We start from the raw sequence: 18,929 nt of genomic DNA, 5'->3' as shown, positions 1-18,929 counted from the left end.
GTGGATGTAAATGGACAACGTTGGACCGTAAGCGACAAAAAACCCGCGTCTGCACTATGGCGGAGGCGGGTTTCTGGACTACTTTGGACATCTTAAGACACTGTTCTGGCGGAGAAAGGGGGATTCGAACCCCCGGTAGGCTATGAACCTACACACGCTTTCCAGGCGTGCGACTTAAACCACTCATCCATCTCTCCTGTTTTGCTACTATCCGCTGACTAGCTTGAATTTACTAAAGCCGTGTTTCGCGAAGCCGCAGATTATAACAATATTTTCGGTTATGGGCTAGTTTCGATATTAAAGAATGATGATTCGATGGTTTAGCTCACTGCACGTCGCATTCCTACCGGGATTTATACGTGTATTTCTAAGCATTGTCTCGGAACGCCAACTTTAACAAGGCGAAAACTGCATTCGCCTTGCAAACTCGGCTATCAGTCATTCTGGACCAGACCTCTCCGAAATGACTTATTGCGCCTCTTTCAATTGATCCAGAATGCCTGGATTTTCGAGAGTTGAGATGTCTTGCGTGATTTCTTCACCCTTGGCGAGTATGCGTAGCAAGCGACGCATGATCTTGCCGGAGCGGGTTTTTGGTAAGTTGTCACCGAATCGGATTTCTTTCGGTTTGGCGATTGGTCCGATTTCTTTGGCGACCCAGTCACGCAGTTCTTTGGCAATTTGTTTGGCTTCGTCGCCGGTTGGGCGGCTGCGTTTGAGCACGACGAAGGCGCAAATGGCTTCGCCGGTGGTCTCATCCGGTCTTCCAACCACCGCGGCCTCGGCCACCATTGGGTTGGCGACCAGCGCCGATTCGATTTCCATGGTGCCCATGCGATGACCGGATACGTTGAGCACGTCATCGATACGGCCTGTGATAGTGAAATAGCCGGTATCTTTGTTGCGGACTGCGCCATCGCCAGCAAGGTATAAAGTGCCGCCGAACTCTGGCGGGAAATACGTGCTTTTGAAACGTTCCGGGTTGTTCCAGATGTTCCGGATCATGGCGGGCCATGGCCGTTTTACCACGAGAATGCCGCCTTGGCCGTTTGGCAAATCGTGCCCTGTCTCATCGACAATCGCTGCTTGGATGCCTGGCAGCGGCAGCGTGCACGATCCTGGCACCAATGGTGTGGCGCCTGGTAACGGAGTGATCATGTGGCCACCGGTTTCGGTTTGCCAAAACGTGTCTACGATTGGGCAACGTTCGGCGCCGATATGTTTGTGATACCACATCCAGGCTTCTGGATTGATCGGTTCACCGACGGAGCCTAGCAAGCGCAGCGAAGATAAGTCGTATTGGGACGGATGGATCTTTTCATCGGCATCCGCGGCTTTTATCAGCGAGCGAATCGCTGTTGGTGCTGTATAAAAAATGGTGGCTTTGTGGCGTTGGATCATGTCCCAGAAGCGACCCGCATTCGGATATGTCGGAATGCCTTCAAATATGATCTGCGTGGCGCCCACCGCAGTTGGACCGTATGCGATATAGGTGTGGCCTGTGATCCAGCCGATATCGGCGGTGCACCAATAGACATCATTGGGTTTGATGTCGAAAGTCCATTTCATGGTCAATGCCGCCCACAACAGGTAGCCGCCTGACGAATGCTGAACGCCCTTTGGGGTGCCAGTTGAACCGGACGTATATAGGATGAACAGTGGATGTTCTGCGCTGACCCATTCCGGCTCGCAATCTTCTGGTTGATCTGCGACCAATTTATGCATCCAGAGATCGAAGCCGGGGGTGAATTTGACGTCGCCGCCAGTGCGTTGATAGACGATGACGTTTTTGATGCATTCGCAACCGCCGAGGGCCAGCGCTTCGTCGACGATGGCTTTCAATGGCAGGCGCTTGCCGCCGCGCACTTGTTCGTCAGAGGTGATGACGGCTACTGCGCCGGCATCGATAATGCGTTCTTGTAATGATTTTGCAGAAAAGCCACCAAACACGACTGAGTGCGTAGCACCGATTCGTGCGCAAGCTTGCATGGCAACGACGCCTTCCACCGACATCGGCATGTAGATGACAACGCGGTCACCTTTTTTGATGCCTAATGATTTGAGGCCGTTGGCAAACTTGCAAACTTTTTCGTAGAGCTGTTGATAGGTGACTTTGGTAACATCGGCGCCGTCGTTCTCAAAAACGATCGCGACTTTGTCGGCATTACCATTTTTGAGGTGAACGTCGAGGCAATTATACGAAACGTTGAGCAGACCGTCTTCAAACCATTTATAGAACGGAGCGTTGGTTTCATCCAACACCGTTGTAAACGGTTTGTGCCAGGTCAAATTTTCACGGGCGAGTCGGCCCCAAAATCCGTCGTAGTCGGAAGCTGCTTCGTCGCATAGTGCGTTGTAGGCGTCCATGCCCGAAATCGCGGCGGTCTCGGCAAATCCTGCCGGTGGCGGAAAAATGCGAGTTTCGTGGGATAAAGTTTCGATATTAGCCATTACATCGTCTCCTGCTATTAGAAATAGGGTGAAATAATTGATGTCAGAAAGTAGGCTTTTACTCTTACTCAAGCCTTACATAAGGTCTTTGGTTACATTTGCTGGGTGCCTGGCAGTACGGATATCCGCTGCGTTTATCTACTTTGATCATCAATCCAAGCTATCAACAGTATTTAAAGCGAGATTAAAAATATTACAAAAGCAGTCATTAAATTTCTTTAGAGAAATAATAGATTTTTGCATTCCAATTTGACAATAAACAATGGTTTTGACCCAATAGATTACGCTAAGTGTAGCCTTAAACGGGGACGAAAACAGCGCATTGATGTGGGCGTTTAAACGGTTTTTAGTCAGCAGTTTCGGCAAACCCGCCTTAGTCCTATTTTGGTCACGCAGGACGTGTAAAATAGCGCAGTCGCACTTTTCACACTTCAGAACACCATGATCAACAATTCAACGCCCGCAGTAAAAAAGCCGATTGGCACCCTCCCGAACATCATTTTTATGAGCCGCTGGCTGCAATTGCCGCTGTATTTGGGACTGATTCTGGCGCAATGCGTGTATGTGTTCCATTTTTGGGTTGAATTATCTGATTTGATCGGGGCCATCTTCGGTAATGCGTCTTCGCTGCAGCATATCCTTGACGCGGTTACCATCGATGGCGCGATACGCCCGACCAAGCTGACCGAATCGACCATCATGCTGGTGACTTTGGGTCTCATCGATGTGGTGATGATTTCCAATCTGTTGATTATGGTGATCGTAGGCGGATACGAAACTTTTGTGTCACGCATGAATCTTGAAGACCATCCTGATCAACCGGAGTGGCTATCGCACGTTAATGCATCGGTCTTGAAGGTTAAGCTGGCGATGGCAATCATTGGGATTTCTTCCATCCATTTACTGAAAACGTTTATTAACGCGAGTGCTTACGATACGAAGACATTATTGGCGCAGACCGGCATCCATATAACGTTCCTGTTGTCAGCTCTGGCGATTGCGTGGTGTGATCGGATTATGACCGCGACCCAACAGAGCCAGCGGATGCAGGGCGATGGGCATTAAGATAGGCTTGAATGTTGGTTGATTTTTGGCTTCTTTTCGACCTGATATCAAAGGTTCCAACTGAGGCGAAATAGCCAGCACCAATCGGCACGTAAGTTCTTATGCGAATGCCCGGCGTGGATGTTCAGTATTAAAGTTCTTAAAAAGTAGCGCGCCAATATAGGCAGCAGCTAATTGCAGATTCGATTTATTGTTTGTTAATTTTACTGAGACCTTTCCCGAGGATTTACAGAGATACGCTATGACTACTCCGACCACAATTAAGCAAGAAGATCTCATCGAATCGGTAGCTGCCGCATTGCAATACATCAGCTACTATCACCCAGCAGATTACATTCAGCATCTGGCGCGCGCTTACGAGGCGGAGCAAGGCCCGGCGGCAAAGGATGCCATCGCGCAAATTTTAACCAATTCACGCATTTGTGCCGAAGGCAAGCGTCCGATCTGTCAGGATACCGGAATCGTGAATGTTTTCTTGAAGATCGGTATGGATGTGCGCTTTGAAGGCTTCAAGGGCACGATTACCGATGCGGTCAATGAAGGCGTGCGTCGCGGTTATCTGCACCCGGACAACGTGTTGCGCGCATCCATCGTGGCCGACCCGCATTTCGAACGCAAGAACACCAAAGACAATACGCCAGCCGTCGTACATATGGAGCTGGTTCAGGGCAATACGATAGACGTTCAGATCGCTGCAAAAGGCGGCGGCTCTGAAAACAAGACCAAGTTCGTAATGCTCAATCCCTCCGATTCGCTGGTGGATTGGGTCATGAAAACTGTTCCGACCATGGGCGCAGGCTGGTGTCCTCCGGGGATGCTGGGAATTGGTATCGGCGGCACCGCAGAACGTGCGATGCTGATGGCAAAGCAGGTGTTGATGGAAGACATCGACATGTACGATCTGCTCAAGCGCGGCCCACAAAACAAAACCGAAGAATTGCGCATCGAGTTATTCCAGAAAGTGAATGCGCTTGGTATCGGCGCGCAGGGACTCGGCGGTTTAACCACCGTGCTGGACGTCAAGATCATGATGCATCCGACGCATGCGGCATCGAAACCGGTTGCGATGATTCCTAACTGTGCTGCGACGCGTCACGGACATTTTGTGCTGGATGGTTCCGGTCCTTCGTTCATGGAGCCGCCGTCGCTGTCAGACTGGCCAGAAGTCCACTGGACCCCGGACACTGAACGATCCAAATCGGTCAATCTCGATACGCTGACGAAAGAAGAAGTGGCCTCCTGGAAGCCGGGTCAGACCCTGCTGCTAAATGGAAAAATGCTGACCGGTCGTGACGCGGCGCATAAGCGGATTCAGGAGATGCTGGCCCGCGGCGAAAAACTGCCGGTCGACTTCACCAATCGTGTCATCTATTACGTTGGCCCGGTTGATCCGGTCCGCGATGAAGCGGTTGGCCCTGCAGGCCCGACTACGGCGACGCGGATGGATAAGTTCACCGACATGATGCTCGAACAAACTGGTTTGATATCGATGATTGGCAAGGCCGAACGAGGCCCAGAAACCATTGCATCGATCAAGAAACACAAGTCGGCTTATCTGATGGCGGTTGGCGGTGCGGCATACCTGGTATCGAAGGCGATTAAATCGGCACGTGTTCTAGGTTTTGAAGACATGGGGATGGAGGCGATTTACGAGTTTGATGTCAAGGATATGCCAGTGACAGTGGCCGTCGATTCGAACGGTATTTCGGTCCACAATACCGGACCGAAAGAATGGCAGGCAAAGATACAATCGGCGTCGCTGGCGAACATTCCGGTGACTACGGCCTGACGGTGAATTTGCGACAGGCCGTTTTCTACGCTATCGGTAGGGAAGGGCTTTGTCGTATTCTTTGCCCGCAGTTTCGTTCCGCAACTGCGAGGATATTCCGGTTACGAGTCCGCAGACGCTAACCTTCTGAACCACGTACTTACGAATAGGATAGGGGGGCAGAATGCCGATGGAAAAAGAAGGGCCTATCGGCATTTTTGACTCCGGTGTCGGCGGTTTGTCTGTCCTTCGCCACATCCGTGATGCGCTGCCGACGGAGAACCTGCTGTACTTTGCGGACTCTGCACACGTGCCGTATGGCGATAAAACTGAGCAAGCGATTTTGGAACGGTCGCTGGCAATCGCCAAATTCCTACTAGAACAAAATGCAAAAGCGTTAGTTGTCGCCTGCAATACGGCAACTGCTGCCGCGATCAAAGCGATACGAAGCGCTTATCCCAGCCTGGCTGTGGTGGGTATCGAGCCGGGTCTAAAGCCCGCGGCGCTGCATACGCGCACGAAAATTATCGGTGTTCTAGCTACCAAGGGTACGCTGTCCAGCGCCAGCTTCAACACATTATCTGGAAAAATTGCCACATCTGCGGGTGTGCAGTTTGCGTTGCAAGCATGTGTGGGGTTAGCCGATCAGATAGAAAAAGGCGAGCTGGATACTGACGCAACGGAAATATTGATACATCGCTATATCGCGCCTTTGATCCCTCAAAACGTAGATACGTTGGTGCTGGGCTGCACCCATTATCCGTTCGTGCGACCAATGATCGAAAAAACGCTTAGGCAGCTGTCATCGGCACCGATAACCATCATCGATACCGGCGATGCAGTAGCGAAGCAATTGATGCGGATACTCGCTGAAGTCGAGATATGCCGGATCGATGAGCGGGCAGGCAGACTAACCGCATTCACCACCGGTAATCCCATCGTGCTAAAAAACACCATTTTTGCTTTGCTTGGATGGCAAACCGAGGTCTTTCAGGTCGTGGCGGAGTTATGACGAAAAGAATAACGCTATTAATCGTCACATTTTCATATTTTTGAATTGCCAGAGCGAATTTTAGTTTGTATAATAGCGAGCTGTTCTGGTCATGAAGACAGGACATAAATAGTAAGACAGTGGTGGCTGTAGCTCAGTTGGTAGAGTCCAGGATTGTGATTCCTGTTGTCGTGGGTTCGAGCCCCATCAGCCACCCCAATAAAATCAAGCACTTAGCCCACTTTTTAGTGGGCTTTTTGCTTTTTTAGGAAGATGAAGTTCCCCCATTTAGGAAGATCATTTTAAAAATGTTCTCTCTTCGGTCGAAGTGGACCGCTTAATTGTGCGGCGGTCATAGTCCTGATGGATCATCCGCTCGTCCGCACGGCCGGTGGCATCGAAAATATTCAAGTCTCCCCGCGTCTTCCGTGCCGTCACCGCTTTCGGTTGCATGCGGCGTAAAACAAAGCGTTCGAACGTCACACCTTCCAGCTTGGCTTTAGCCTCACAGTAGACCATTAATCTGGTCCATATGGTCGTCCATCCATTGCGCGTATACAAAAACTGCCCTGAAGAGTTACCAAAAATTAACGGTGAACCGGTGCGCTGTAACGCCTTGGCTTCGTCGATAGTGGCTTTCAGTTTTGGGGGCCACTCGATCAGTTTGCGCTTTGCAACTTGCGTGGCCCGCCGCTTTCCAATCGGGATTTCTACACCGTGACCCTCGCGTATGTCTTCGCGGGTGAGGTTACGTACTTCGATTGGGCGGCTAGCCGTCAAATAGGCGGTGTAGACCCACAGTGCCAAAATCAGATAACTGCCGCCCCTTACCCTTGCTTCAGCCATCGCATAATCCAGATCTTCCGAGGTGACGTACTTATTGCTGGGCCGTGGGGGGGTACTTAATGCCACGGCAAGGGTTGGTCTCCAGTTCGCCCTTGGTGCGGCCATATTCCAATATTGCGGATAGCAAAGCCACTTCCTTATTTGCCTTGGCCGGAGCGCCTTTATTCGCACGTCCCGCTAAATGGGCGTACACATGTTTCGGCTTAACGAAAGGTGGAAGCATCGCTCCGAACGTTGAAATCAATTGCTTCGCTTCGACTTTGTTTTCCACGAGGGTGGACGCCGCCTTGCGCTTAGCATCAGTAAGCTTTAATGCTTTTTGCCAGGTGAAGTAACGCCCGATCAAGTCCGCTACGGTGCCAGACTTAACCGTGTCGCCGTTTAGTTCTTGTGCTTGCTGAATCTCTGCTACCGCAGCCGGGTTATTAGCTTGCGCCGAAATGCAAAAAGCCCAAGTCCCAGCGGGAAATTTGTACCAGTAACTGACCTTGAATTTACCCTCGCGCTTATACAACCGGAAAGGCAAACCGTCTGGTGACTTGCGTCGGCCTATCATCGAAACGTCTCTAAGTTAGGTTCTTGCTCAGCCAGAGTTGCCTTGGTGGCTTGGCTGGCAATCCCAGTCAGCCGGGCTTCATGATACGCAGTGCTGACCTTAGGGTGTCCGTTCCTTCCGATGGCGTAAGGCCATCCATTGCGGTCCCTGCACCGTTTCAAGCATTTGTAGCTAGTTGGTGCAAAATCGATTAGAGCTGCTAATTGAGAGGTGCTCATATACATATTATGGAAATGATCCGTTGCGCTCATTTCGGCACCTGGGTATCGAAAATTCCATGCGCAGCTTCGATTTCGCGGACCATTTGAATAAGCGGAATCGCTGGCAAGCTCGCAAAATGAGTAGCCGCTATAGTTGAAATATTACGAATGGACAGAGGCTTTGCTAGCGTTGGTGCGGCGGTGAATACTGGCGTTGCTGACCCATCTTTCAGCGGGCTGCGACCGGAATGGGCAGGACTTCCTAACTATTTATTATGATCAGTTGGCAGCCACTGATGTCATTGAAGTTGGTTAGTGATCAAAAATTGATTCCATACTTTTGAGTAAAATCAGGAAATTGTTATTTTCTTCCGCTGCTCGGGTCGCTAAAGCGAAGGTCAGGCTGGCCCGCTCGAGGTAGGTCCGGAAGAAAAGTTTGTTGCTTGCATCACGATCATCAAGACTGCCCAGTATAAGTAATTCCCTCGAACGTCGAGAGGAACGCAGGCAGACTTATCATTAACCAATCGCGGACTGAAACTTTGTTCAGTCAACTCTTACTAAGGGCTTCGATAGAATTTTTTTGCTATCGACGTGTTGGACGCATTTTTTCATTGATGGCCGTTTTGGACGCGTTGATAGCCGGGGTCAGCAACACGTCGTCCCTTGGGCGGGAACAGCGCGTCGCTAAAGTGAAAGAGAAAAAAATGGTAAATGTAAGTCCTGTCGTACAACAGCAGCCGCTTAGTCGGCTTAAATTTCCGGAACATCTCACGTCCGTTGCACCGTCACCGGATGCATTGCATGATGATACGATTGTCTTGTGTGGTGACGTGAGAGAGATCGCTCTTCCCGCCGAGGAAATTGCTTCATTGAGCTGCTGTAAGCAAGCAATGTTATTGATACTGCAGTCGCCTGCCGACTTTATTGACACTCTTCAGGAAAAGGCTGCGGAGCAGATCAATAAACAAATCAAGGCGGGAGAACAAAACGTTTTTTTGGTCAGAGCGGATTTGGACAAGCGCAACGAGCGCCAGACAGTTGATGCACTTTGTAAAGCCCTTACCAGCTACCAAACAGCGCGGACCGCGAACACAGACCCCGCATTGTTGGAAAGATTGAGCGGTGAATACGACGCCAAAATGGCGGATACAAAGATGAGTTCGGATACGCGCATTTTTCTTCAGATACTCAAGGCAGCAACGGCAATACGCACGCCACTGTTCATGCAACGGGTGGCGTTAGGCGCAGACGTGCCGGAATTACCTGGGGTGTCAGCAAGGGCGGGGCTGCAAATTCAAACGGTTATTCCGTCCCTTGCGTTGAGTAGATGCCTGGCTGGCCTGGAAATGAACATGGATGCACATCTTCAAATTCTAAGCCATTTTGAAACTGGCTGGGGAGCAAGCGTGGGGGAGGATTCGAAGGCAAGCATGTATGCTGCAGACATAGAACAATTTGGATTTGATTACAAATTGGGGCGGAACGAAGGCGGGGAATTATTGTCCTTTTCGCTAGCTAATCTGTCTATTTTTTTTGAATCGGTTCAACGGGCTGAAGGAAGTTTGTCGCAGAATCAAATCCATGAAAACGTGCTGTCCAGTGAGCAAGTTACTTTAGGTGGTGATTTTGTCCAGCAGCGTTTTTTCGCGTGTACTCTCGATGGCCTCGTGGCGGCAGGAGGGCATGTTGCGATTCAAGGTGGTGCTGGAATTGCTGTGGCGGGAATTTTAGCCGGGGTAATGTCTCCATTGTCTCCATTTGTCGTCGGCAGTCCCAGTATTCCACTCATACTCGCTGCTACCATTGCCGGCTGCTTCATGGGGGGAAAGATGACCACCGCTTTGGGTATTTTGCCACCAACAAAAATCGTTAATATATTTGAGGGGCTGACAGTCGGCGTCGATTGTGGTGCCGGAAGTAGCGATGCGCTCGCAGGCGATTTCAGGGTAAATGTCAGAAGTATGAACCGGCTCAATGCAGCGGTCACGTCCGCTAGAGCCGATCCAGATGCGGACATTAGGGCTATTACTGTGGTAACAAATTCCGAGTTTGCTGTGTCAGGTTCCGACCTTGAGCAGGTGCCGGAAATAAATGCTGGAGTGGATATTGAGATGAGCCCAATTGTCGATCAGCCGGAGGAAGCAGGCGCATCGGCGTTCGAACAGCGAAACAGCGTTGCGTCCACGCGTTCTAGCGCTAGCAGCGGTTCCGAAAATACGCGGCTTTAATAGTCAGCGTAATGAGTTGGGCGTGAAGTACTAACCCCAATAAGTCGCCTCTAGCTATCACCTATTGCATTTGTTTCAATTTTCCTAGTCATGTGTGACATGACCAGGTGGGCCTGTTACGCTAGCTGATGCGTTGCTCCGACGCCGGATCAAAAAATACCGCCTTTGACAAGTCGAAAGCCAATTGCATCTGCTCCTTTGGCCTGGCAGCGGCGCGGGGATGGGTGCGGCAGGTCATGCGTGCGCCGTTGAAATAGGTAAATACGAGTGTATCCGGACCAGTTGGTTCGGTCATTTCAATGATGCAGGAGACCTCGCTAGGGCGATAGTCATCTTGCGACACCGCGTCGCCAGTTTCTGCGCCACGGGCGCTGAGGGCATCTGTAACGTGCTCTGGTCGAATTCCGAGAATGATCTCGCGGCCAATCCAACCGGCAATTGCTGATGTCGCTGCGGTAGTCGAAGGTAGCGGAACCAAGGTGGTTTGTCCACCATGTTCCAAATTGAAGGCAGCGCCTCCATTGGTGCCGTGCGACACCAGTTTGCCTCGCAAAAAGTTCATTGAAGGTGAGCCGATAAAGCCAGCCACAAACAAATTTTGAGGATTGTCATAAATGTCTTGGGGGCTGCCGAATTGTTGCACCACGCCGTCTTTCATGACAGCAATCTTGTCGCCCAACGTCATTGCCTCGATCTGATCATGGGTAACGTAGACGATAGTGCTGCCCAGACGTTGGTGCAACAGCTTGATTTCTGCGCGCATTTCTACGCGTAGTTTGGCGTCGAGATTGGATAGCGGTTCATCAAACAAAAATAGCGATGGGTCACGGGCAATCGCGCGTCCCATGGCTACGCGTTGCCGCTGACCACCGGAGAGGAGTGCCGGCTTGCTGTCCAGCAGGTGCGTGATTTGCAAGGTTTGTGCGACGCGGTCTACGATTTTTTTCTGCTCGGCTTTGGGCACTTTACGAATGCCGAGGCCGAATGAAATATTTTCGCGCACCGTCATGGTAGGGTACAAGGCGTATGACTGAAACACCATGGCGATATCGCGGGCTTTGGGAGGGATGTCGTTGACTACCCGGTCACCGATCATGATCTCGCCTTCGGAAACAGTCTCAAGACCGGCGATCATGTTCAGCAGGGTCGATTTGCCGCAGCCCGAACCGCCGACTAAAATCAAAAACTCACCATCCGCGATCTCGAGATCGATACCCTTTAAAACTTCGTTGCCGTTCGGATACACTTTGCGCACATTGCGAATTGATAAACTAGCCATCTTTACTCCGTCTCTTGATCGATCTTTACAGCCGATACACTGTTCGGCTGTAGCAAATAAAAGGGTGAATGCCACCCGTTTGTGTTTGTTTTATCGCTGCTGCATTACTCGTTGTAGGTCTGTATCAGCCCTTGACCGCGCCAGCGGTGAGACCGCGCACAAAATATTTACCGGCCAGCAAATAGACCACCAGAGTCGGCAGTGCGGCAATGATAGCGGCCGCCATATTGACGTTGTATTCGGTGACTCCGGTCGAAGTGTTGACAAGATTATTCAGCGCTACCGTTACCGGCTTTGCATCGGAACCGCCAAACACGACACCGAACAAAAAGTCATTCCAGATTTGCGTAAATTGCCAAATGAAGCAAACCATAAAAATTGGTAGCGACAGCGGGAAAATGATTTTGCGATAGGTCATGAAGAAACCCGCACCATCAATGCGTGCTGCCTTGACCAATTCCTCAGGGACCGTGATGTAGTAATTACGGAAGAACAACGTGGTGAAGGCGATGCCGTACACGATATGGACAAAAATGAGGCCGGGAGTGGTATTGGATAAATTAACCATCCCTAGCAACCGCGCCATCGGCAGGATCACGACCTGGAACGGGATGAAGCAACCGACCATCAGGGCAGTGAATACAATCTCAGATCCGCGGAAGCGCCAATGTGCCAGCACGTAGCCGTTCAGGGAGCCGATCAGCGTTGAGATTAGTACCGCTGGAATCGCCATCCTGAGCGAGTTCCAAAAATAGGGTGCCAACCCGTCGCAATCAACGCCGGTACACGCGTGACCCCAGGCTTTTACCCATGCCGCGCCAGTGAGAGAGTGCGGTAGCGACAGCAGATTTCCGGTGCGAATTTCGTCTAATGTTTTGACGGAAGTGCTGAGCATGACATACAGCGGTATCAAATAATAAAGTGCGCAGAACACCAGCAACACATAGATGGCGATACGACCGACTGTCAGCTTGGAACCATCGTGATGAATGGTACTGCCGTTGCTTTTTTTATTGTTGCTCATCATAGGGTTAGCGGCCATTGCGCGCTCCTTTGGTTTCCAGGTACATCAACGGCACCAATACCGCCATCACCGTTGCCAGCATCATCATCGCCGACGCTGCACCTAAACCCAGTTGCCCGCGAGAGAACGAATATTGGTACATAAAGATTGCGGGCACATCGGATGAAGTACCCGGGCCGCCAGCAGTCAACGCCATCACCAGATCGAAGCTCTTGATAGCAATATGCGCCAATATCAGCAAGGCACTAAAAAATACTGGACGCAAAGCGGGAATAACGATGCGTCGATAGATCGTGGGCAAACTTGCCCCGTCGACCTGTGCTGCCTTGATAACGCTGTCGTCAATGCCGCGTAATCCGGCCAGGAACAGCGCCATCACAAAACCGGATGACTGCCAGACCCCCGCAATCACCACCGTATAAATCGAGAAGTCGGAATTCACCAGCCAGTCAAACGTGAAATGGGCGAAGCCCCAGTCGTGCATCATTTTTTCCAGACCAAGTCCGGGATTCAGTATCCATTTCCATGCCGCACCGGTGACGATGAACGACAGGGCCATCGGATACAGATAAATGGCTCGTAATGCGCCTTCACCACGGATTTTCTGGTCAAGAAAAATCGCCATGATCAGGCCGATCGCAAGGCAGAATACAATAAATAATCCACCGAATATGCCGAGATTGGTTGCCGCGACCCACCAGCGATCCAGACCGAATAAATCGGCGTATTGGTGAAATCCAACCAATGTGTAGTTCGGCATCATGCGCGAGTCGGTTAGTGATAACCATCCGGTCTGTGCAATGAATCCGTAGACGAACACGAGTGAAATAATAATTGTCGGCGCCAACACCAGGCGCGGGAGCCAACTATCGGCGAAGGCGGCGATACGCCCTCGCGGTGCTAGATTTTTTGATGATTTGCGAATGCTCCCGGTGTGTAATGTCGAAGCGGGGAGGGTTTGATCGGACATGCGAATCTCCTGAGGCAGGATCATAGCCAAGCTCAGTGCTGATGCCTTTGCCAGCGTTGTCAGTGTTGCCATTGTTGCCAGTGCAAAGGAATCAGACCCGAGACCGGGCGGATGTCGGTACGCGCGTGTTGCGGGTAACGACATCCGATTTTTTATTTACCTACTTATTACATACTTTTTTACTTCACTAGTGCGCTGACCTGTTGGTCAGCTTCATGCGCGAGCTTATGTATATGTACGTTTTGATGGTTAATCTGCGCAAAAGCTAAAATTATTTAGTCTTTGCTGCTTTCGCCAACGCTATCGTTGCTGCTTGTGACGTCATGTTGGAGTTCATGAACTTGGAAATGACATCCAGCATCGCACCTTGCACGGCAGAGCTGACCGCCATACCATGCGCCATACTTGGTTCCAAAGTATTAGCTTTGCTTGCGGCAGCCATGTCGTTCATCGATTCAATCGCGCAACTGTCGAACTTGGCACGTGAAATATCAGGACGTACTGGAATTGATCCCTTGTTCAGGTTAAAGATTTCCTGAAATTCCGGGCTCATGATTGCCGTTGCCAGCACCAACTGTGCTTTTTGTTCAGCAGGATCTTTTACTTTGAACATGGCAATTGAATCGATGTTGTAAGTATATGATCCGGCTGTGCCCGGCGCTGGCACGCAGAGGAAATCTTTGCCAGGTTGTTTACCCGCAGCGGTGAACTCACCCTTGGCCCAGTCGCCCATGAACTGCATACCGGCTTTGCCATTGATGACCATCGCGGTGGCCAGATTCCAGTCACGTCCCGGGGAGTTTTTATCGATGTAGGTTTTGATTTTCCCGAGCGTATCAAAAGTCTTGATCATGGTCGGACCGGTCAGCGTCTTCTGGTCCAGTTTTACGAGTGCTTTGTTATAAAACTCTGCACCGCCGACGCCCAGTGCTGTTGTTTCAAAGACCGTGGCATCTTGCCATGGCTGTCCGCCATGTGCGATTGCGATAAAACCTGCTTTTTGTATCTTGTCTGCTGCATCAAAAAACTCTGGCCAGGTGGTGGGTGTTTTGGCGCCCGCTTTTTTCAACACTTCAGGGTTGATCCAAAGCCAGTTAACGCGATGGACGTTGACCGGCGCAGCGACATAATGACCTTGATATTTCATGGTGTCGGAAACTACCTTCGGCAGCAGCGAATCCCATTTGCCTGGCGTGGCAGCGGCGTCAATGTTCGCCAGCACGCCTTCCTGGCCCCATTCCTGAATAGATGGACCTTTGATCTGTGCGGCAGTTGGAGGGCTACCGGCGATGACGCGCGCTTTTAGCGCCGTTGTCGCGTTTTCCCCGGCACCGCCAGCGACCGCAAAGTCTTTCCAGGTAATACCCTTGGCTTCCATGATTTTTTTCAGCTCGGCCACCGATTTGGCTTCGCCGCCGGAAGTCCAATAATGCAGCACTTCAACTTGCGTGGCGTTTGCCGGCGCGGATGCTGCCATTAATGCCGTTGCTGTGACCGTGGTTACCATTGTGGCTTTAATAAGTTGCTGCAGTTTCATACTTGTCTCCTGTTAAAACGCTAATAACGTATTTTCATTTTTAAGCCTGACCGCTGGCTTAGTTGATTGCTCGCACAACCTGAAAAACACCTTTTCCACTATCGATGCAATGGTCTGCACCTTTGTTTCAAACATCACTGATTGCTGCCTTGTGGCTATTACGTATCGCCTGGCAATCATCGATTGGATCATTTTTGTTGTTATTTTGTAATTTATACAATTTTTCTCAGGGCACAGCAGCGTACGGTTTGTTTTTGTCGTACATTCATCTTGCCGTTAGAAGCCAGCTAGTAAAACTACAGGGAAAGTCGATTTTATCCGACAGCTTAGATAAATCATCGCTTTCACCGCTTGTAATTGTAGTAATGCTACATTAATATTGCAATATAAGTTTTTATTTAATACAAAAAAGTGATGAATACCCAACCTCCCTTTATTTTTGTCCTGTTCGGTGCGACTGGCGACCTGGCGATGCGGAAGATTCTTCCGGCGCTTTTTGTCGCCCATCGGGATGCTAAGTTGCATGAGACCGGACGGATTATCTGTGTATCAAAACAGTCTTTTAGCCGAACAGATTATCAGGAGTGGGTGAGCGAACACGCGATCCAATATGTAAAAGGCAGCGAGTCAGTCAATGCGGATGTTGCGGTGTGGCAAAGTTTTTTGGACCGCATTGATTACCTGGCGCTGGATTTGATCGAGCCGACCGACTATCAACGTTTGGCTGATCTATTGGCAGATAGTAAGGTTGTGTCGGTTTTTTATCTGGCGACTTCTCCACTATTGTTCGAACGGATTTGTGCCAATCTGGCTATCAGCACGATCGATCTGGCGCTAGCGCGTGTCGTGCTGGAAAAGCCGCTTGGTCATGATTTGCGTTCGTCGCATGCTATTAACGATGCGGTTGCGCGGGTTTTTTCGGAGGATCAAATTTATCGTATCGATCATTATCTCGGCAAAGAATCGGTGCAAAATTTGCTGGCATTGCGCTTTGCAAATAGTTTGTTCGAGCCGTTATGGCGACGTGAATCCATCGCTCATGTACAACTGACGATTGCGGAGCAACTGGGGGTAGAAGGGCGCGGTGAGTTTTACGACGGTACCGGTGCAATGCGCGACATGGTACAAAACCATTTGCTGCAGTTATTGTGTACGGTGGCGATGGAGCCGCCGATCTCTTTTGACGCAAATGCGGTGCGTGATGAAAAAGTCCGTGTGTTGCGCGCCCTGAGGCCATTTTCTGCGGAAGATCTTGAACTGCGCGCGGTGCGCGGTCAATATGTTGCAGGTGCGGTTAACAATCAGTCGGTGCCGGGCTATTTGCAGGAGCCGGGTATAGGCCCGCATTCTCAGACGGAAACCTTTGTGGCCTTGCACGCAGAGATTAATAACTGGCGTTGGGCCGGGGTCCCATTTTTTCTGCGTACCGGTAAGCGGTTGGCGCATCGCGCTGCAGAAATTATCATTACATTCAGGCCGGTTCCGCATGCGATTCTACCGATGCCGTTCGGTCCGAGCGGCACCGTCAGTAACCGCCTGGTGATCCGTTTGCAGCCGGATGAGTCGATTCAATTACATTGCCTGGCCAAGCAGCCCGGTGATGGCATGATCATGCAGCCGGTGGCATTGGATCTGTCGTTCGATCAAGCCTTTAAACAACGACGGGCAGAAGCCTATGAACGCCTTTTGCTGGATGCCATCCGGGGTAATTTATCGTTGTTTGTCCGACGCGACGAACAAGAAGCAGCGTGGAAGTGGGTAGAGCCCTTATTGCATCACTGGCAAACCAGCGCATCGCCGCCCAAGCCATACATGGCGGGAAGCTGGGGCCCGACCGCATCGTTTGCGATGATGGCCCGCGCTGGAGCGCAATGGCCTGAGGATCGGTAAAGTTGGGAAGGCCTGGGGGATAGCTAATGTGATAATTTGACATGCGATAATGCAGCAATCGTCAAATTATTTTTAGAGTTGATTAATCAATGTTTTGAGTGAGAATTTTAATTTATGGCTTCATCTACAGCCGCAAATGTTAACCTAATCTCGGCGGATGGCTATCTTGATGGTCCGCGCCTGTTGGCAGACGTCGGGGGCACCAATGCGCGATTTGCGCTGGAGCGCTCGCCTGGCCAAATTGAGGCAATTCAGACCTTGCGCTGTGCCGATTATGCAGAATTTGCGCTCGCGGTCGAGGCCTATCTGGCCTCGAATCCCCAGTCGCAAGTTCGCCACGCCGCCATTGCCATGGCTAATCCGGTGCATGGCGATGAAATAAAAATGACTAACCATCATTGGGCTTTTTCGATTGAAGCGACACGCCGCCGACTGAATTTTGACACGCTGTTGGTGGTGAATGATTTCACCGCATTATCAATGGCTTTGCCGCATCTGGGGCATGTTCATTGCGTTCAAATTGGTGGGGGGAAGCCACTGGCTGGTGGTGTCATTGGCCTGGTCGGCGCTGGTACCGGATTGGGAGTGGGTGGCTTGATTCCCACTGAAGGGCGTTGGATTGCGCTGGGTAGCGAAGGCGGTCATGTGAGTTTTGCACCCGGTGACGCACGTGAGGCGGCGATCCTGGAGTATTGCCGCAGGACCTATTCCCACGTTTCCGCTGAGCGCCTGGTGTCCGGCCCCGGTATTGAAATCACCTATATGGCTTTGGCAGATTTGCGCGGCATAGTCAATCCGGAACCGCTGCATACAGCACAGATCGTTGAGCGTGCATTAAGTGGGACTGATGAATTATGTAGCGAAGTACTGGATTGTTTTTGCGCCATGTTGGGCACAGTTGCCGCTGACGTAGCCGTCACGTTGGGAACATTGGGCGGTATTTATATAGGCGGTGGCGTAGTGCCACGCCTGGGCGAGTATTTTGCGAACTCCTCGTTCCGCGCCCGCTTTGAAAGTAAAGGTCGGTTCGCTGGATACATGGCGAAGATTCCGACATTTGTTATCACCGCACCTTATCCTGCTTTTGTCGGCGTCGCCGCAATTTTAGCCGAGCATCTGGGCGGCGGTAATGCAATACCGATACTGGAGAGAATTCGCAAGGCCCGATCCCAGTTTTCACCGGCTGAGCAGAAGGTTGCCAGTTTGATTCTGGCGCATCCCCGTGCTGTCATGAGTGAACCGATATCGGAAATCGCTCGCCGTGCCGAGGTCAGTCAGCCCACAGTGATTCGTTTTTGTCGCACGATGGGTTGTCAGGGCCTGGCCGATTTTAAGTTGAAATTGGCATCCGGTGTGACCGGAACAGTGCCGGTTGCGCATAGCCAGGTGCACGTTGGCGATTCATCGCTGGATGTGGGCGTGAAGGTCGTCGACAATACTATTTCGGCAATGATGGAGGTGCGCGATAATCTTAATGCTGACACCTTGACCAAAGTTATTGATATTCTCAGTCAGGCTTCGCGGATCGAATTCTATGGATTCGGCAGCTGTGGATTGGTTGCAGAGGATGCGCAGCAGAAGTTTTTCCGTTTGGGGATTCCAGCATCTGCCTATACTGATCCTCAGCTGCAAGAGATTTCCGCCTCATTGCTGAAAAGCACCGATGTGGCGGTGATTATCTCCAACTCTGGTCGTTTGCGCCATCTGGCGCCGGCGGTGGAAGTTGCGGTTAACTCCGGCGCAACCATCATCGCGCTCGCACCCAGCAATTCCCAGTTAGCGAAGCGGGCGGACTTTACCTTGGCGGTGGAGCATGACGAAGGGAGCAACATGCATATTCCAATGGTTTCGCGGATATTGTTGTTGTTATTGATCGATGTATTGGCGGTGGGCGTTTCGATGAATCGGTCGAGTCCTTTTGCGGAGCTACAGAGACAGGCTAAACGCGGCATCCTGACGCACACTGCAGCCATGGAGGGTGATGGCACCAGCGATAAAATCGCTGCGGAAGAAGCTACTCACGCAGCGTCTTCGTCATTGCCAGAGAAAAGTTCGCCATCGACACCGAACCTGATATCGCATACAAAATAAAGAGGTGATGACAGTATCAGAAGCCATCAG

At 51.0% G+C, this 18,929-nt stretch carries 13 protein-coding genes and 2 tRNA genes; 7 read left to right on the top strand and 8 right to left on the bottom strand.

The features are described from left to right. Positions 1-106: 106 nt before the first annotated feature. Both JQN73_RS02935 and acs read right to left on the bottom strand, forming a co-directional pair. Positions 107-197 (bottom strand) — tRNA-Ser (locus JQN73_RS02935). 271 nt (positions 198-468) lie between these two features. Continuing rightward, the gene (acs, locus tag JQN73_RS02930; protein ID WP_205321682.1) at positions 469-2,451 is read right to left on the bottom strand and encodes an acetate--CoA ligase; all 1,983 of its coding nucleotides are present in this window, start codon (positions 2,449-2,451) and stop codon (positions 469-471) included. A 441-nt stretch (positions 2,452-2,892) separates the two neighbouring features. On the opposite strand from acs, the gene JQN73_RS02925 reads away from it, so the two are divergent. From JQN73_RS02925 to JQN73_RS02910, 4 genes are all read left to right on the top strand, one after another. After that, positions 2,893-3,516 carry a YqhA family protein gene (locus JQN73_RS02925; protein WP_205321681.1) on the top strand — a complete coding sequence of 208 codons (624 nt, stop codon included), beginning with the start codon at positions 2,893-2,895 and terminating at the stop codon, positions 3,514-3,516. A 241-nt stretch (positions 3,517-3,757) separates the two neighbouring features. Beyond that, positions 3,758-5,305 (top strand): fumarate hydratase, encoded by a 1,548-nt coding sequence (locus JQN73_RS02920; RefSeq protein ID WP_205321680.1) that lies wholly within the window; start codon positions 3,758-3,760, stop codon positions 5,303-5,305. Between the two features lie 163 nt (positions 5,306-5,468). Next, positions 5,469-6,296 carry a glutamate racemase gene (gene murI / locus JQN73_RS02915; RefSeq protein ID WP_205321679.1) on the top strand — a complete coding sequence of 276 codons (828 nt, stop codon included), beginning with the start codon at positions 5,469-5,471 and terminating at the stop codon, positions 6,294-6,296. Between the two features lie 122 nt (positions 6,297-6,418). Further along, positions 6,419-6,494: transfer RNA gene (locus JQN73_RS02910), tRNA-His, on the top strand. 78 nt (positions 6,495-6,572) lie between these two features. Here JQN73_RS02910 and JQN73_RS02905 read toward each other — a convergent pair. Then, positions 6,573-7,187 (bottom strand): hypothetical protein, encoded by a 615-nt coding sequence (locus JQN73_RS02905; RefSeq protein ID WP_205321678.1) that lies wholly within the window; start codon positions 7,185-7,187, stop codon positions 6,573-6,575. Beyond that, positions 7,153-7,677: a hypothetical protein gene (locus JQN73_RS02900; protein WP_205321677.1), complete on the bottom strand. Its 525-nt coding sequence runs from the start codon at positions 7,675-7,677 to the stop codon at positions 7,153-7,155. Before JQN73_RS02900 ends, JQN73_RS02905 begins: the two co-directional genes overlap by 35 nt. An 817-nt stretch (positions 7,678-8,494) precedes the next feature. On the opposite strand from JQN73_RS02900, the gene JQN73_RS02895 reads away from it, so the two are divergent. Then, entirely contained in the window at positions 8,495-10,108 is a 1,614-nt protein-coding gene (locus JQN73_RS02895; RefSeq protein ID WP_205321676.1) for a hypothetical protein, read from the top strand. 121 nt (positions 10,109-10,229) lie between these two features. On the opposite strand, the gene JQN73_RS02890 is transcribed toward JQN73_RS02895, so the two are convergent. From JQN73_RS02890 to JQN73_RS02875, 4 genes are all read right to left on the bottom strand, one after another. Beyond that, positions 10,230-11,387: an ABC transporter ATP-binding protein gene (locus JQN73_RS02890; RefSeq protein WP_205321675.1), complete on the bottom strand. Its 1,158-nt coding sequence runs from the start codon at positions 11,385-11,387 to the stop codon at positions 10,230-10,232. A 124-nt stretch (positions 11,388-11,511) separates the two neighbouring features. Further along, positions 11,512-12,411, bottom strand: a complete 900-nt coding sequence (locus tag JQN73_RS02885) for a carbohydrate ABC transporter permease (RefSeq protein ID WP_205323145.1) — start codon at positions 12,409-12,411, stop codon at positions 11,512-11,514. 7 nt (positions 12,412-12,418) lie between these two features. Continuing rightward, entirely contained in the window at positions 12,419-13,297 is an 879-nt protein-coding gene (locus JQN73_RS02880; RefSeq protein WP_240162517.1) for a carbohydrate ABC transporter permease, read from the bottom strand. A 355-nt stretch (positions 13,298-13,652) separates the two neighbouring features. After that, complete coding sequence (locus JQN73_RS02875; protein ID WP_205321673.1) at positions 13,653-14,918, bottom strand: ABC transporter substrate-binding protein; 1,266 nt, start codon at positions 14,916-14,918, stop codon at positions 13,653-13,655. Positions 14,919-15,332: 414 nt separating this feature from the next. Between JQN73_RS02875 and zwf the strand changes: the two genes are divergently transcribed. Together zwf and JQN73_RS02865 are read left to right on the top strand one after the other, a co-directional pair. Further along, a complete protein-coding gene (gene zwf, locus JQN73_RS02870) occupies positions 15,333-16,808 on the top strand; it encodes a glucose-6-phosphate dehydrogenase (protein ID WP_205321672.1) in 1,476 nt (491 codons plus the stop codon). A 114-nt stretch (positions 16,809-16,922) separates the two neighbouring features. Then, positions 16,923-18,899: a glucokinase gene (locus tag JQN73_RS02865; RefSeq protein ID WP_205321670.1), complete on the top strand. Its 1,977-nt coding sequence runs from the start codon at positions 16,923-16,925 to the stop codon at positions 18,897-18,899. Positions 18,900-18,929: the final 30 nt, after the last annotated feature.

The organism is Glaciimonas sp. PAMC28666 (assembly GCF_016917355.1).
Lineage (GTDB): Bacteria > Pseudomonadota > Gammaproteobacteria > Burkholderiales > Burkholderiaceae_D > Glaciimonas.
The sequence above is the reverse complement of the archived record's forward strand: the minus strand, read 5'-3'. Positions and strand labels throughout refer to the sequence as shown.

Excerpts from the sequence above, each read along its gene's own strand:
- JQN73_RS02895 (WP_205321676.1), top strand. The coding sequence starts at position 8,495 with ATGGCCGTTTTGGACGCGTTGATAGCCGGGGTCAGCAACACGTCGTCC.
- zwf (WP_205321672.1), top strand. The coding sequence starts at position 15,333 with ATGAATACCCAACCTCCCTTTATTTTTGTCCTGTTCGGTGCGACTGGC.
- JQN73_RS02920 (WP_205321680.1), top strand. The coding sequence starts at position 3,758 with ATGACTACTCCGACCACAATTAAGCAAGAAGATCTCATCGAATCGGTA.
- JQN73_RS02890 (WP_205321675.1), bottom strand. The coding sequence starts at position 11,387 with ATGGCTAGTTTATCAATTCGCAATGTGCGCAAAGTGTATCCGAACGGC.
- murI (WP_205321679.1), top strand. The coding sequence starts at position 5,469 with ATGCCGATGGAAAAAGAAGGGCCTATCGGCATTTTTGACTCCGGTGTC.
- JQN73_RS02885 (WP_205323145.1), bottom strand. The coding sequence starts at position 12,411 with ATGAGCAACAATAAAAAAAGCAACGGCAGTACCATTCATCACGATGGT.
- JQN73_RS02925 (WP_205321681.1), top strand. The coding sequence starts at position 2,893 with ATGATCAACAATTCAACGCCCGCAGTAAAAAAGCCGATTGGCACCCTC.
- JQN73_RS02900 (WP_205321677.1), bottom strand. The coding sequence starts at position 7,677 with ATGATAGGCCGACGCAAGTCACCAGACGGTTTGCCTTTCCGGTTGTAT.
- JQN73_RS02865 (WP_205321670.1), top strand. The coding sequence starts at position 16,923 with ATGGCTTCATCTACAGCCGCAAATGTTAACCTAATCTCGGCGGATGGC.
- acs (WP_205321682.1), bottom strand. The coding sequence starts at position 2,451 with ATGGCTAATATCGAAACTTTATCCCACGAAACTCGCATTTTTCCGCCA.
- JQN73_RS02875 (WP_205321673.1), bottom strand. The coding sequence starts at position 14,918 with ATGAAACTGCAGCAACTTATTAAAGCCACAATGGTAACCACGGTCACA.